15 protein-coding genes are annotated in these 13,796 nt (G+C 61.1%); 2 read left to right on the plus strand and 13 right to left on the minus strand.

All coding sequences use genetic code 11. The annotated features are described in order from the left end of the window. Window position 1 precedes the first annotated feature (1 nt). The 11 genes from moaD to SM765_RS04810 all read right to left on the minus strand — a co-directional run bounded on the left by moaD (window position 2) and on the right by SM765_RS04810 (window position 10,212). Window positions 2–247 carry a molybdopterin converting factor subunit 1 gene (gene moaD, locus SM765_RS04760; protein ID WP_274829691.1) on the minus strand — a complete coding sequence of 82 codons (246 nt, stop codon included), beginning with the start codon at window positions 245–247 and terminating at the stop codon, window positions 2–4. After that, a complete protein-coding gene (gene pgsA, locus SM765_RS04765; protein ID WP_065271245.1) occupies window positions 247–918 on the minus strand; it encodes a CDP-diacylglycerol--glycerol-3-phosphate 3-phosphatidyltransferase in 672 nt (223 codons plus the stop codon). The genes moaD and pgsA overlap by 1 nt, the downstream gene beginning before the upstream one ends. Window positions 919–1,045: 127 nt before the next feature. Continuing rightward, window positions 1,046–1,657: a DUF922 domain-containing protein gene (locus tag SM765_RS04770; protein WP_274837327.1), complete on the minus strand. Its 612-nt coding sequence runs from the start codon at window positions 1,655–1,657 to the stop codon at window positions 1,046–1,048. A gap of 69 nt (window positions 1,658–1,726) precedes the next feature. Beyond that, on the minus strand, window positions 1,727–3,607 hold the full coding sequence (gene uvrC / locus SM765_RS04775; protein WP_274837326.1) for an excinuclease ABC subunit UvrC: 1,881 nt from the start codon (window positions 3,605–3,607) through the stop codon (window positions 1,727–1,729). A 302-nt stretch (window positions 3,608–3,909) separates the two neighbouring features. Next, the gene (locus SM765_RS04780) at window positions 3,910–4,749 is read right to left on the minus strand and encodes an SDR family oxidoreductase (protein WP_274837325.1); all 840 of its coding nucleotides are present in this window, start codon (window positions 4,747–4,749) and stop codon (window positions 3,910–3,912) included. Next, a complete protein-coding gene (locus SM765_RS04785) occupies window positions 4,721–5,680 on the minus strand; it encodes a calcium/sodium antiporter (protein ID WP_274829695.1) in 960 nt (319 codons plus the stop codon). The genes SM765_RS04780 and SM765_RS04785 overlap by 29 nt, the downstream gene beginning before the upstream one ends. A 171-nt stretch (window positions 5,681–5,851) precedes the next feature. Next, a complete protein-coding gene (locus SM765_RS04790) occupies window positions 5,852–6,649 on the minus strand; it encodes a S49 family peptidase (protein WP_065271249.1) in 798 nt (265 codons plus the stop codon). A gap of 162 nt (window positions 6,650–6,811) precedes the next feature. Beyond that, window positions 6,812–7,573 (minus strand): ABC transporter permease, encoded by a 762-nt coding sequence (locus SM765_RS04795; protein WP_065271250.1) that lies wholly within the window; start codon window positions 7,571–7,573, stop codon window positions 6,812–6,814. Further along, complete coding sequence (locus tag SM765_RS04800; RefSeq protein ID WP_274837324.1) at window positions 7,570–8,499, minus strand: ABC transporter ATP-binding protein; 930 nt, start codon at window positions 8,497–8,499, stop codon at window positions 7,570–7,572. The genes SM765_RS04795 and SM765_RS04800 overlap by 4 nt, the downstream gene beginning before the upstream one ends. 139 nt (window positions 8,500–8,638) lie before the next feature. Next, window positions 8,639–9,169: an SRPBCC family protein gene (locus SM765_RS04805; protein WP_065271252.1), complete on the minus strand. Its 531-nt coding sequence runs from the start codon at window positions 9,167–9,169 to the stop codon at window positions 8,639–8,641. A gap of 116 nt (window positions 9,170–9,285) precedes the next feature. Further along, entirely contained in the window at window positions 9,286–10,212 is a 927-nt protein-coding gene (locus tag SM765_RS04810) for an alpha/beta hydrolase (RefSeq protein WP_274837323.1), read from the minus strand. Between the two features lie 144 nt (window positions 10,213–10,356). Here SM765_RS04810 and SM765_RS04815 point away from each other — a divergent pair, with 144 nt between their 5' ends. Further along, window positions 10,357–10,818: a winged helix-turn-helix transcriptional regulator gene (locus tag SM765_RS04815; protein ID WP_274829699.1), complete on the plus strand. Its 462-nt coding sequence runs from the start codon at window positions 10,357–10,359 to the stop codon at window positions 10,816–10,818. A 109-nt stretch (window positions 10,819–10,927) separates the two neighbouring features. After that, on the plus strand, window positions 10,928–11,602 hold the full coding sequence (locus SM765_RS04820) for an NAD(P)-dependent oxidoreductase (RefSeq protein WP_274837322.1): 675 nt from the start codon (window positions 10,928–10,930) through the stop codon (window positions 11,600–11,602). A 61-nt stretch (window positions 11,603–11,663) separates the two neighbouring features. Here the strand turns inward: SM765_RS04820 and SM765_RS04825 are convergent, their stop codons facing one another. Continuing rightward, the gene (locus SM765_RS04825; RefSeq protein ID WP_274834849.1) at window positions 11,664–12,539 is read right to left on the minus strand and encodes a crotonase/enoyl-CoA hydratase family protein; all 876 of its coding nucleotides are present in this window, start codon (window positions 12,537–12,539) and stop codon (window positions 11,664–11,666) included. 56 nt (window positions 12,540–12,595) lie between these two features. Continuing rightward, window positions 12,596–13,777 (minus strand): 4-hydroxybenzoate 3-monooxygenase, encoded by a 1,182-nt coding sequence (gene pobA, locus SM765_RS04830; RefSeq protein ID WP_274834850.1) that lies wholly within the window; start codon window positions 13,775–13,777, stop codon window positions 12,596–12,598. Window positions 13,778–13,796 lie beyond the last annotated feature (19 nt).

Consider the following 13,796-nt stretch of genomic DNA (forward strand, 5'->3'; position numbering starts at 1 on the left):
CTTAGCCCCCCGTCATCGGCGGGAAAAAGGCCACTTCCCGAACACCCTCAAGCGGGGCATCAAAATCGGAAAGCTCCTGATCCAGCGCCACCCGCAGGGCCGAGATATCGGCAAAGGCCGCCGCATAGCGCGGCTCCCGTGCGCGCAATTCCTCGACCAGATCCGACACGGTTGCCGCCGTGGTTTCAACGCGCTCGCGCGGCAGGCCGATCCGTTCGCGCACCCAGGCAAAATACAAGATATCCATCAGCGCGTCTCCTTCAGAAATGGCAGGGCCTTTTTCAGATAGTCGGCCCCGGTGATCAGGGTCAGCGCCGCTGCAATCCACAGTAGCCACAGCCCGATGCGGCCGGTCCAGACCATGCCTTCGAATTTCCATCTGAGGCCGGTTACATCTTCGACCTCTCCTGCAAGGATCTGCCCCAGAAGCTCATCATCCATCCCGAAGGAGGACATCACCAGATAGTGCTCGAACACCCCTTGGCAAAACAGGGTGGCGATGGCCGTCATCTGGGCCGTCGTCTTCCACTTGGCCAGTTTGGTGACCTTCAGCGTGCCAGCCGTATCCCCCAGGTATTCCCGCAGGCCAGAGACGAAAACCTCACGAAACAGGATGACCGTCGCGGGCAGCACCAGCCAGGGAGCCCAATGCTCGGCTGCATAGCCGACAAGGATCATCAGCGCGATCACCACCATCGCCTTGTCCGCAATCGGATCCAGCATCGCGCCGATCTTGGTCTCCTGCTTCCAGGCACGAGCCAGATAGCCGTCGAACCAATCGGTCACCGCTGCGCCGACAAACAGCAACAGCGCAAACCAATCCGCCAGCGGACGGCTGAAGTAGAGAAACATGATGGCAAGACCGGGTGCAGCCAGCAGCCGCACGATGGTCAGGATATTGGGCAAGGTCCACGTCATGGACGCACATTATCCGGCTGTTTCACAAGTGGAAAGCAGGCTTAATCAAATTTTGACGTGGTCCGGCAAAGACCGGCCGCGACCAATTGTGTCGCTGCAGATCCGCTGCGCCGGGAATGTGCTCCGATCACCCAACCGAAGTATCCAAAAGTGCGCCCTTCTTTTCACCGTGGTGACTAGAATGATCGAACTTCCGGTGCACCTCGTTCAGGCGATTTCGGTCGTCAAAGATGTGGATATTGATGACCCGTATCAGGTCTTCCTGAGCAAGCTTGAGGGCTTCCGCCTCGGTTTCGGCCAGCCCGGTGCCTTTGAGCTTGTCCAGCTCCTTTGCGATTTTCTCGCATTCCTTCTTGGCCTTGATCAGATGTTCCCCCTCATGGGCGAGGCAACAGGCATAAAAACGGTACCATTCGATCAGTGCCCGCGGTGACAGGCCGCTGACCGAGCGTTTCGGACATCGCACCGTGGTGTGCAAGATCAGCTTCAGCGTAGAAACCTTGGTGGTGACCTCGAACCAGCCGGTCTTCTTGTCGATCTTTGCCTTGCCATCCGCCACGTATTTGCCCTTGGCGGTCAGGCACTCCAGCTCCGTGGAGGTCAGAAAGGTAACCTTCTTGTTGTCGTTCGGGTCCTTGGGCCCCTTGCTCTTGATGCTTTTAGCAATGTCCGGCAGCGTCTTTCCGGACACAGAATAAGTGTCGTAGGCGACGGGCTTTACGGTCAGGGAAACAGCCATGGCTCCTCCGGGCGGCTAGGGACGCGCGCCCAGAATAGCATGTTTCCCCCCTACCCCAAAATCAGACGCCTAGCCTTGCGCGTGGAAGTGGTCGTAGATCCGTTCTGCCAGCGCCTCGGAAATGCCGTCCACCGCCTTGAGGTCAGCGAGATTGGCGCGGCTCACCGCCTTGGCGCTGCCGAAGTGGGCCAGCAGTGCACGTTTCCGGCTGGCGCCGACACCAGCCACTTCATCCAGCGGTGTCGCCCCCATCGCCTTGGCCCGTTTGGCCCGATGGGTGCCGATGGCAAATCTGTGCGCCTCGTCCCGTAGACGCTGGATGAAATAAAGCACCGGATCGTTGCGCTGCAGGGCAAAGGCATTCTCGCCCAGCCGGTGGAACTCTTCCTTGCCGTGGTCGCGATCCACCCCCTTGGCGACGCCGACCATGGGAATATCCTGCACGCCGTGTTCTGCCATGATCTCCGCCACCGCCGACACCTGCCCGGCGCCGCCGTCGATCAGCAGAAGATCCGGCCACAGCCCCTTTTCCCGGTCGGGATCCTCTTTAAGCAAGCGGGAGAACCGGCGGTTCAGCACTTCTTTCATCATGCCAAAGTCATCACCCGGCACCAGGTCGTCGCCCTTGATGTTGAACTTGCGATAGGCATTCTTCATCAGCCCCTCGGGGCCCGCGACGATCATGCCACCGACCGCATGGGAGCCTTGGATATGCGAGTTGTCGTAGACCTCTATCCGATTTGGCGGACCGTCTAGGCCGAAGGCCTCCGCCAGCCCCTTCAGCAGCTTGGCCTGCGTCGCGCTTTCAGCCATGCGGCGGGCCAGGCTTTCGCGGGCATTGCGCACGGCACCAGCGACCAGTTCAGTCTTTTCACCGCGTTGCGGGACCATCACCTCGACCCGGCGCCCAGCCTTCTCGCTCAGCGCCTGTTCCATCAGATCGCCATTCTCGATATCATCAGACAGGATCAACTGCCGCGGCGGCTCCTTGTTGCTGTAGAACTGGCCAAGGAAGGCCTCCATCACCTCGGCGGGGCTGTTGTCGGCATCGACGCGGGGATAGAAATCCTGATTGCCCCAGTTCTGGTTCGCCCGGATGAAGAAGACCTGAACGCAGGCCTGCCCCCCCTCCATGTGCAGACCGATGACATCCGCCTCGGCGACACCGCGCGGATTGATGCCTTGCGCCGTTTGCACCTGTGTCAGCGCCTTGATCCGGTCGCGCAGGGCGGCCGCGCGCTCGAACTCCATCGCTTCGGAGGCCGCCATCATCTGTTCCGCCAGTTCCTCCTGGATCTTGGTGGAGCGCCCGGACAGGAACCGCTCGGCATCACGGACGCTGGCGGCGTACTCTTCGGCGCTGATTTCCCCGGTACAGGGGGCCGAGCAGCGCTTGATCTGATATTGCAGACAGGGGCGCGTGCGGCTCTCGAACATTGCGTCCGAGCAGTTGCGCAGCAGGAACGCCTTTTGCAGCTGGTTCAGCGTTCGGTTCACCGCACCTGCGCTGGCAAAGGGTCCGAAATAGCTCCCCTTTTCCTTACGGGCGCCCCGATGCTTCTTGATCTGCGGATAGGCGTGATCCTTGGACACCAGGATATTGGGAAAGCTTTTGTCATCGCGCAGCAGCACGTTGTACTTCGGCTTCAGCTGCTTGATCAGATTCTGCTCCAGCAGCAGCGCCTCGGTTTCCGTCCGCGTGGTCAGGAACATCATCGAGGTGGTAAGCGCGATCATCCGTTCGATCCGCGGACTATTGCCCGGCCGGGTGTAATTCGACACCCGCGCCTTCAGATTGCGCGCCTTGCCCACATAAAGAACCCGGCTGTCGGCATCGAGCATGCGATAAACGCCGGGCGAGGAATCCAGCGTTTTCACATAGTCCTGAATGACGGCATAACCGCTGCGCGGCGGTTCCGCGGGCGATGCATCTGATGTCTGATCAATCATGTCCTGACACATATGATTCTACGCATGTCGCTGCAATGTTTCCCAGCCTGTTTCAAGAGCGGACAAATCCACCACTCCTGTGGATAAGTGTGAAGATATCTTCGGGCTATCCAGCGATTTCCCTTGTTTTCGACCGGTTTTGGATAAATGCCTAAAATTTAGGCGGATATATAAGATATTGATTTTGTTTTCAAAATTTTCCGACGCCTGACAAGGTTTTGAAAACAAAGACACTTTTGTAACGGGTTTGTGATCATCGCGCTGGTGGTGCAAAACTTTTCGCAAAGACCGGTCCGGCAGGGTTATTCAAGCCCGACAACGTCCGGCGTTTCCCAGGCCAGATGCTGCCCGCCATCGACACATATCAGCTGTCCGGTAACCGCGGGCGCCTCCAGAAGGTAGCCTAGTGCGGCCGTGATATCGCCCAGATTGGCGCCCCGCTGCAGCACGGTTCTGGCCCGCTGATCGTTGAACTGCTGCGGGCTCTGGCGCGATCCCTGTAGGGTTGGCCCCGGCCCGATGGCGTTGACCCGGATCCGGGGTGCCAGCCCCTGTGCAGCCGTCTGTGTCAGCGTCCAGAGGGCGGATTTTGCCAGCGTGTAGCTGCTGAACTCAGGCGTCAGCCGCCGTACCCGCTGATCGATCATGTTGACCACCAGCCCCCAGGCCTGCGGTTCATTGCTCTCATCAAACGGCTGCTCGACCTCTTGTGCGGCCATCGCTTGCATTAGCACGAAGGGAGCACGCAGGTTGCTGCCGAAATGCCGGTCCCAGCTTTCCCGCGTCGCGGTTTCAAAACTGTCGTGCTCGAAGATAGAGGCGTTGTTCACAAGGCAGGTGATCGGACCGCCCAATGCCTTGGCAGCCGCAGGCAGTAGTTCTACGGCTTCAGCCTCACACAGAAGATCCGCCTGCACCAGTTCAGCGCGCCGCCCCAAGCCCCGTATCGCATCGGCAGTGGCTTTTGCCTCAGCCTCAGAGGTCGCGTAATGGACGGCAACGTCGAACCCCTGCCGGGCCAGTTTCAGGGCCATCGCCTGCCCCAGACGTTTGCCCGCTCCTGTCACCAAAGCCCGCATGGATGCCTCCCTGATTGCCTGCCTGCTTCTGTGGTCAGAGCAGGACCCACAGATAGAGCACATAAAGCCCGGTCAAGAGACCACCCCACCGGCGCGTGATGTCCATCTTGAAAAAGACAAAAGGAAAGATAAGCAGCGAGGCCGCCAGCATCACCCAAAGGTCAAAGCGCAGGAATTCGGGATCGACCGAGATCGGCCCGACAAAGGTCGCAACACCGATGATGGCCAGCAGGTTGAACATGTTGGAGCCGATGACATTGCCCAGCGCGACATCCGCCTGCCGCCGCAACGCCGCCATGACCGTGGTGGCCAGTTCCGGCAGGGAGGTTCCGATCGCCACCAACGTCAGACCAATGACGGTTTCGCTGATGCCATACATCCGCGCGATGATCGTGGCATTGTCTACCAGCAAATCCGCGCCTAGTGGCAGGCCAACCAGCCCCAGAACAAGATAAACGCCGATGCGCCAGAACGGCATGTCGGGGTCGGCTTCCTCGATCTCTTCCAGATCATCCGCTGCCTCCGCGTTCCCATTCCGGTTACGCCGGTGTGCCCGTGCCTCGCGGAATGCACCGCCCAGTACAATCGCCAGCGCCGCCAGCAGGATCAGCCCCGACCACAGGGTGAACACCCCGACAAAAGCCAACGCGATGAACAGCACCGATGCGATGAGCATGTAAACATAGTTCTTCTGCGTCGCACATTTGCTGGTATCCAGCCGCATCAGGATCGCAGGCACGCCAAGAACCAGAAGGATATTGGCTGTATTGGATCCTACGACGTTGCCCATCGCAATGCCGTCGGCACCTTCCATAACCGCGCTGATGGCGATCAGAAGTTCCGGCGCCGAGGTACCAAAGGCCACGATGGTCAGACTGACGATCAGGGCCGGAACGCCAAGGCGCAGCGACAGGTTCACCGCCCCGCGCACCAATGCGTCCCCGGCCAGCAGCAGGATCACCAGGCCCAGTCCACAATACAACCAAGGCATCATCGCCGTGGTCCTCCTTTTCCGCAGGCGCAGGGCCCTTTGCCAATCCTAAAGCGTCCGCAGGACGGGCAACGCGCAGATTTCAGCTGCTTGTGCCCGGGCAGCCGGAGCTTTCCGAACATGGCCATAACCGCCATAACAACCAGGAAAATGGAAACGATTTTGAGCAGCACGTCAGAGGCCAAACCGCGCGAATTCCGCACGTTCCTCAAGGCCACCCAGGGCATCCTGTGCCATCTGCATGCCGAACCGGCTCAGGAACGGGCGCTTCATGCCATAACGGCGGATCCGCACCTTGTCGCCGTAGCGCTGCTTCAGTTTCGGCAGCAGATGCGCGATCCCGTCAATCAGGCCCAGTTCGGTTGCCCGCCGGGCCAGCCAGACCTCGCCAGTAAACAGCGGCTCGTCCTTGCTCAGCGCATCGCCGCGACGGCTGGTCACGTGATGGATGAAATTGGTGTGAATATCGTTCAGCAGTCTTTTCAGGCGCGCCACGTCTTCGGGGTTTTCAGGACGGAACGGATCCAGCATCGATTTGCTTTCGCCTGCCGTGTAGACCCGGCGCTCCACCCCCTGACGGGCCAGCAGTACATGGGCACCAAAGCCCGCGGAAATCACGCCGATCGAACCGACGACGGAACTGTCATCTGCCCAGATTTCATCCGCCGCGGCCGCCAGCCAATAGCCGCCCGAGGCCGCCACATCCTCGACAAAGGCAATAACGGGGATCTCTTTTTCCTCGGCCAGGCGCCGGATGCGCGCGCCGATCAGCGAACTTTGCACCGGTGAGCCGCCGGGGGAATTGATCTCCAGCGCCACGGCGGCGGGCTTGCCCTTGCTAAAGGCGCGCTCCAGCACAGGGGCCAACGCCGCATCGCTCAGACTGCCGCGTCCCGGCATTCCAATCGCGCCGGATAGGCGGACCACAGAGACAAGAGGCGGCTTTTTGACAAAGGGTATGCGCAGGATCATGGCGCCGATGTAGAATGCCCCCCGCCCCGAAACAAGGTCCCCAGGGCAGGGAAACGACCGCAAAGGGAAAAAGCACCTGCGCGCAGGCAATTTTGCAACGCACCACCCCGGGCAAACGTCCGAATGTTGCGGCCCGCCTGCCTGCGCTGTATCGCCTAGCGATCAGGACCGGATGCGCCAGCCGGTTTTGAAAATCCACCAGATCACCGCAAGGCACAGGCAGGTAAAACCACCGATGGCCAAGAGGCTGGTCCCGACCGGGACATCTGCGGTGCCAAAGAAGGACCAGCGGAAGCCCGAGATCAGATAGACCACCGGATTGAACATGGTGATCTTTTGCCAGATCGGCGGCAACATCGAGATCGAGTAGAAAGATCCGCCAAGAAACACCAGCGGAGTCACGATCAGCAACGGCACAAGTTGCAGCTGTTCAAAGTTTTTCGCCCAGATCCCGATGATGAAGCCCAACAGCGCAAAGCTGAGGCACGTCAGCAGCAGGAACAGCACCATGGCAAAAGGGTGCGCGATGGACAGATCTACGAACAGCGAGGCCGTGCACAGGATCACCACCCCAATGAACAGCGCCTTGGTCGCGGCCGCCCCGACATAGCCGAGGACAATCTCAAGAAAATTGATCGGCGCCGACAACAGCTCGTAAACCGTGCCGATGAATTTGGGGAAATAGATCCCAAAGGAGGCATTCGAAATGCTCTGCGTGATCACGCTCAGCATGATCAGCCCCGGCACGATGAAGGCGCCATAGGCGATGCCCTCGACCTCGTCGATGCGGCTACCAATGGCGGCGCCAAAGACCACGAAATAAAGCGAGGTCGACAGGACCGGCGACAGGAAGCTTTGCATCAGCGTGCGAAAGAAACGCGCCATTTCAAAGCGATATATTGATGCAACCGCCGTCCAGTTCATGACTCTTCTCCCGCGACAAGACCGACAAAGATATCTTCAAGGCTGGATTGGCGTGTCACCACATCTGACAGCACCAGCCCGGCCGCAGCCACATCGTTGAGCAGCGCGGTGATGCCGGTCCGCTCACCCCTTGTGTCGTAGCTGTAGATGAGTGACCGCCCGTCCGCGCCCAGTTCCAGCCCATGTGCTGCCAACGCCTCGGGCACTTCGGTGATCGGCGATGTCAGCTGCACTTCCAGCTGCTTGCGGCCCATCTGCGCCATCAGATCAGCCTTCTCCTGCACCAGCAGGATCTGCCCCTTGGTGATCACCCCGATCCGGTCGGCAATGGCTTCGGCCTCTTCGATGTAATGGGTGGTCAGGATAATGGTGACGCCATCGGCCTTCAGCTCGCGCACCACCTCCCACATGTCCTTGCGCAGTTCCACATCGACACCGGCGGTGGGCTCATCCAGGAACAGCACGCGCGGCTCGTGGCTTAGCGCCTTGGCGATCAGCACCCGGCGTTTCATGCCGCCGGACAGTTCCTTGATCTGGCTCTTGCGCTTGTCCCAGAGGGACAGTTTCTTCAGGATCTCCTCCAGCAGCGCGTCTTTCTTGGGCTTGCCGAACAGGCCGCGTGAAAACCGCACCGCGTTCCAGACCGTTTCAAACGGTTCCAGATTGATTTCCTGCGGCACCAGCCCGATCAACCGCCGCGCCGCGCGGAATTCCTGCAGGATATCATGCCCGGCGACGGTGACGCTGCCTGATGTGGGCGTGGTGATACCGCAGACGGTTGAAATCAAGGTTGTCTTGCCCGCGCCATTCGGCCCGAGCAAGGCAAGGATTTCGCCCTCTTCAATCTCCAGAGAGGCCCCTTTCAGCGCCTCGAACCCACCTTCGTAGGTCTTGCGCAGATCGCGTATAGACAGGATCGCTGACATGGCCTCTCCCCATATTTTCGTTGAGCGCAGGCTATCCAGCCACTGATCCAGCCACCAGTGGTCAGGCGCGCAGTTGCATGTGCGCCAGCGCAGAGAGAAAGGCTACGGCTGCTACGGTCGGGCGCCGATCAGCCGCCCCTTAGCCACCCGTCATTTTCTTGAACCAGCCTTTTTTGCCTTCACCCTCTTCGCCGCCATCCTCGGCGCCGTCTTCCCCAGCGTTTTCCGCTTCGGGCGCCAGATGGGTCTGCAGGTTGACGAAGAACTGATCGGCCATCTTCTTGGCAAAGCCGTCGATGATCCGGCTGCCCAGCTGCGCCAGCTTGCCGCCGACCTTGGCCTCGACCTCATAGCTCAGCATGGTGCCGCCATCAGAGGGTTCCAGGCTCACCTTTGCGCCGCCCTTGGCAAATCCGGCCGCGCCGCCCTTGCCTTCACCGGCGATGGTCAGCTTTTCGCCTGGAACCAGATCCGACAGGGTCACCTGCCCCTTAAAGGTCGCCTTGACCGGGCCGACCTTCTGGGTAACCGAAGCCTCGAAGCCTTCCTCCGGGGAGCCGGTTACCTCGGTGGCGCCAGGCACGCAGGCTTTCAGCACCTCTGGGTTCAGCAGCGCGGCGTAGACCTCGGTCGGCGGGGCGGCAATTTCCTTCTGATCACTCATCTGCATGGCGGGTCCTCCGTTATGGCCGGGTGTCGGCAGTCTCTTATCCCTTACAGACCTAGCCGCCACCCTGCCGTCTGCCAAGACGGAAGCGTCACGCGGGTGCAAAGGGCACCCCCTGATCACTCCTCTTCGACCGACGCGACCTCAGGTGTCAGATGTTCGACAACCCGGGCGATCACACTGTCATCCCGCAGGATCTTGCCGTGTCCCAACCCCGCGGTCACATGCAACCGCGCCCCCGGCCAGCTGTCCGCCAAGGCACGCCCTTCCGAGGTCGGCACCACACGGTCCGCATTGTCATGCACGATCAGGGACGGTTGCGCCAATCCGCGGGCAAGATCGGTGCCGCGCAGCGCATCGAATGGAAGACCATAGCGTTTTTCCAGCAGGGTCTGCGCGCCTTTTGCCACCTTCGGCCCAAAGCCCAAAAGCCGAGCGACCTTACCCAGATAGGCCGCCAGATCCGTCGGCGGCGCCAATAGCGCAACCCGTCGCACCCGGAGTCCCCGCGACAGTGCAGCCACCGTGGCTGCCGCGCCATTGGAGTGGGCGATAATCCCGGTCAACGGCCCCAGATGCGCCGCGACCTCTTCTGTCACCCACAGCATTTCCGGCAACGAACTGCGACGCCCCGGAGCTGCCCCGTGGCCCGGCGCGTCAAAGGCCACGACCCGGAACCCGGCCTTGACCAGTGGCGCCGCGAACCCGCCGAGCTGCCCGGCCCGGCCCGACATGCCATGTACCAACAGGATGGTCGGCAGAGGCGCCTCATCCAGGACACCATGGCCACGCGGCGTCGCGCGCCATTCATAAAGTGGAATCTCGACACCCGATTGCAGCCTCAGGGGCCGCGCAGCCGCTGCCAGCAGCCAGTCCCGTTCCCGTTTCGGCAACTTTTGCGGTCTTGGCCGGGTAAACAGCGTCGCCAGCAGCAAAGAAGCTGCTGCCGGAGAAATAGCCTCCAACATGCCCGATGCCCGCTGGAGCATCGCCAGGGCGGGCGGCGGGCGGCGTTTGGGCGTTGCATTCGATGTGACACTGACCATGGCTGGTCCTCCTGATGTCGGCGCGCGGCGGCTGCAGCCCGGGATTTCGCGAGGCCTGCGTGGCTGCCGCAATAGTTAGTTCTTATTTGGAACTCATTATCAGTTCCATTTGAGAACCTTGTCAATCCATGCTAGAATTGCCTCATGAAATGGCATGACATGAAAGAGGCCGCCTGCCCGGTGGCACGGGCGATGGGGGTGGTGGGTGACCGCTGGACCCTTTTGATTTTGCGGGAATGTTTCCTGGGTGTGCGCCGGTTCGATGACTTCCAGAAAAGCCTCGGGATCACTCGGCATCTGCTCGCCGAACGGCTGAAACGGCTTGAGGCGATGGGCCTGCTGGAGCGCCGCCCCTATCAGGAACGCCCCCTGCGTCACGAATACCGACTAACCGAATCGGGCAAGGCCTTTGCCCCGGTGATGCTCGCCTTGCAGGACTGGGCGCGCAGCAATCTTCCCAGCGAGGCCCCCTCTCCCCTCTCCTTTATCCTGCGGGACGGCGGCGAGGAGATCGACCCGGTGGTGACCGACCGACACACCGGACAGGAGTTGAACCACCGGACGGTTCTGATGCGCTACCGAGACCCGGCCAAGCCCAGCGACTGATACTCTGAACAGCACCTGTGCAAAAAGAGCGGACAGCTTTGGACGACACTTATCTTGACGTCGAGATTCCTACAAAGTATCTCGACGGCGAGACAAAAGGAGTTCACTTATGAAAATCATTCTTTTCGGCGCCACCGGCGATGTCGGAAGCGCCACCCTGCGAGAAGCCGTGAGCCGCGGCCACCGCGTTACGGCCGTGGCCCGGGATACCAGTCGGCTCGGCACCCTACCCTCCGGCGTAGACGCCCTGTCGCTCGACCTTCTCGGCAAGCCCGACGCGGCAGCGGATGCCGCAGCCGGACATGATCTGGTAATCAGCGCCCTGCGCCCCGCTGCAGGGCACGAGGGTGACCTGGTTCCCCTCACCCGCGCCGCGCTGAACGCCGCTACATCAGCGGGGATCCCCGCGCTGATCACTGGCGGCGCGGCGCTGCTGAAACTGGCAGATGACAGCGGCCACACGGTTCTGAGCGCCCCCGGTTTCCTGCCGGACGCGGTGCGCCCCATCGCGCAGGCCTGCGCCGATCAGGATGCCCTTCTGGAACAGGAAACCTCTGCCACCTGGACCTGCCTGCGCCCGCCCGCGATGCTGTTGCCCGGACCGCGGACTGGTCACTATGAATTTGGTACCGATACGCTGGTCACCGACGCAGAGGGCCAGTCGCAGATCACCTATGCGGATTTCGCGGTGGCGATGTTGGATCTGGCCGAAGCGCCTCAGGTCGCTCGCCGCCGACTGACCGCGGCCTGGACGGCTCCCGCACCAGCCATGCAGCCCGGCTGACGCCGAACCGCACTCTCTTGCGCAGCCACGCCGTGCCCGCCTAGGGCATGGCGCCCGGCCGTTACCGGTTGCCCTTCGGAATTTCCTCCTGCCGGGTCCAGTCGTATGTGCCTTCGTCGCGTTCCCGGACCGCCTGCTTCCAACCCTTTTCCTCAGAACGTTCCTTGAAGGCGATGCCTTCCGGCGAATGGCGGGTGATGCCATCGAATACCGTCGCCAGCCGTTGGGTCTGCATCAAACCGGTCTGCTCGATCGCCTGGTTGATCACCATTTTCTGCATAGCCAGTTGGTTGATCGGAACCGTGGCCATGCGGGCCGCCATCTCCTCTACCGCATCGTCCAGCTGCTCTGCAGGCACCGCCTTCAGCACCAGCCCCATATCGGCTGCCTCGCGCCCCGAAATCTTGTCACCGGTGAACAGCATCCGCTTGGCTCGCTCAGCGCCAAGGCGATAGACCCACATTGCCGTGGTCGGGCAGCCCCAGACGCGGGCGGGCATGTATCCGATCTGCGCATCCTCGGCCATGATCGTCATATCCGCGCACAGCGCGATATCCGATCCGCCCGCCACGGCAAAACCGTGCACCTTGCAGACCACAGGCTTCACCGCACGCCACATCGACATGAAATGCTGGGTGTTTTCCCACATGAACCGGTAGTCCTTGATGGGGTCCCATGGCATCGGCTGGGTGGCCTCACCCGACCCGTTGCCCTCAGCATAAAAGGTCAGATCGTAACCTGCGCAAAACGCCTCTCCCGCGCCGGAGAGCACCATCACATGCACGCCCGGATCCGCATCTGCGCGCGCGACGGCCGCCGCAAGATCCCGCGGCATCTGGTCGTCGATGGCGTTCATGGTCTCCGGCCGGTTCAGCGTGATGCGCGCGATCCGGCCGTCTTTTTCATATGCAACTGTCGTCATTTTTTCCTCCCTCATTTCCCGAGGGAGGAAAACACGCCCGGCGGCCGAGACCTAGCCGGGCGAACGCGACGTCAGTAGGGCAGGCCCACATAATTTTCGGCGAGCGAAGCCTGCGCCGCATCCGAAGAGAACAGGTAATCAAGGTCGGTACATTGCAGGCGCTGATCCACTTCCTGCGCATCTGGGAAGAGATGCAACAGGTTGGTCATCCACCAGCTGAACCGCTCTGCCTTCCAGACCCGGGCCAGTGCCTTTTCCGAGTAGCCATCCAGCCCGGCGCTGTCGCCATTGAGGTAGTGATCCATAAAGCCATGGTAGAGATAGTAGATATCCGACGCCGCCGAATTCAGCCCCTTGGCCCCGGTGGGCGGCACGATATGCGCCGCATCCCCGGCCAGGAACAGATTGCCATAGCGCATCGGCTCGGCCACGAAACTGCGCAGCGGCGCGATGGATTTCTCGATCGACGGGCCGGTTTCCAGTCCAGCGGCCACATCCTCAGGCAGGCGGCTCTTCAGCTCTGCCCAGAAAGCATCATCCGACCAGTCCTCGGGCTTATCCGTCAGCGGCACCTGAATGTAATAGCGGCTCAGCACCTGACTCCGCATCGAGCAAAGCGCAAAGCCGCGCTCGTGACGGGCATAGATCAGCTCGGGCGAGACGGGTTTGGTTTCCGACAGAATGCCCAGCCATCCAAAGGGATAGACCTTTTCGTATTCCTTCAGCACATCGCCGGGAATAGATTTGCGGCTGACCCCGTGGAACCCGTCGGCGCCGACGATGAAATCACAGTCGATCCGGTGCTCTGCCCCGTCTTTTTCATAGGTGATATAGGGGGTTTCAGACTTCAGATCATGGGGTTGCACATTGGCGGCCTCGTGAATGACGACCCCGTCCATGGCATCGCGGGCGGCGTATAGATCACGCGTCACCTCGGTCTGGCCATAGACCATGACCGTGGCGCCATCTGCGTATTTTTCCAGATCGATACGATCGCTGCGCCCCTGGTGGGCGATATAGAAACCTTCGTGCACCTCGCCTTCGGCATCCATCCGCTCTCCGCAGCCCGCCTCACGCATTAGATTGACGAAACCATGCTCCAGCACACCTGCCCGGATCCGGCCCAACACATAGTCGCGGGATTGCCGTTCCAGTACGATGCTATCGATCCCCTTGCGGTGCAACAGCTGCGACAACAGCAGGCCCGAAGGACCGCCTCCGATGATTGCGACTTGGGTTTTCTGCACGGTCATAAGCGCGTCTCCGTTTCAT

This window comes from Pseudophaeobacter sp. 1A09344 (assembly GCF_041008745.1).
In the GTDB taxonomy this organism is placed as follows: Bacteria; Pseudomonadota; Alphaproteobacteria; order Rhodobacterales; family Rhodobacteraceae; genus Phycobacter; species Phycobacter gallaeciensis_A.

Coding starts and splice junctions, on each gene's coding strand:
- moaD (WP_274829691.1), bottom strand. CDS start 247: ATGGATATCTTGTATTTTGCCTGGGTGCGCGAACGGATCGGCCTGCCG.
- pgsA (WP_065271245.1), bottom strand. CDS start 918: ATGACGTGGACCTTGCCCAATATCCTGACCATCGTGCGGCTGCTGGCT.
- SM765_RS04770 (WP_274837327.1), bottom strand. CDS start 1,657: ATGGCTGTTTCCCTGACCGTAAAGCCCGTCGCCTACGACACTTATTCT.
- uvrC (WP_274837326.1), bottom strand. CDS start 3,607: ATGATTGATCAGACATCAGATGCATCGCCCGCGGAACCGCCGCGCAGC.
- SM765_RS04780 (WP_274837325.1), bottom strand. CDS start 4,749: ATGTGCTCTATCTGTGGGTCCTGCTCTGACCACAGAAGCAGGCAGGCA.
- SM765_RS04785 (WP_274829695.1), bottom strand. CDS start 5,680: ATGATGCCTTGGTTGTATTGTGGACTGGGCCTGGTGATCCTGCTGCTG.
- SM765_RS04790 (WP_065271249.1), bottom strand. CDS start 6,649: ATGATCCTGCGCATACCCTTTGTCAAAAAGCCGCCTCTTGTCTCTGTG.
- SM765_RS04795 (WP_065271250.1), bottom strand. CDS start 7,573: ATGAACTGGACGGCGGTTGCATCAATATATCGCTTTGAAATGGCGCGT.
- SM765_RS04800 (WP_274837324.1), bottom strand. CDS start 8,499: ATGTCAGCGATCCTGTCTATACGCGATCTGCGCAAGACCTACGAAGGT.
- SM765_RS04805 (WP_065271252.1), bottom strand. CDS start 9,169: ATGCAGATGAGTGATCAGAAGGAAATTGCCGCCCCGCCGACCGAGGTC.
- SM765_RS04810 (WP_274837323.1), bottom strand. CDS start 10,212: ATGGTCAGTGTCACATCGAATGCAACGCCCAAACGCCGCCCGCCGCCC.
- SM765_RS04815 (WP_274829699.1), top strand. CDS start 10,357: ATGAAATGGCATGACATGAAAGAGGCCGCCTGCCCGGTGGCACGGGCG.
- SM765_RS04820 (WP_274837322.1), top strand. CDS start 10,928: ATGAAAATCATTCTTTTCGGCGCCACCGGCGATGTCGGAAGCGCCACC.
- SM765_RS04825 (WP_274834849.1), bottom strand. CDS start 12,539: ATGAGGGAGGAAAAAATGACGACAGTTGCATATGAAAAAGACGGCCGG.
- pobA (WP_274834850.1), bottom strand. CDS start 13,777: ATGACCGTGCAGAAAACCCAAGTCGCAATCATCGGAGGCGGTCCTTCG.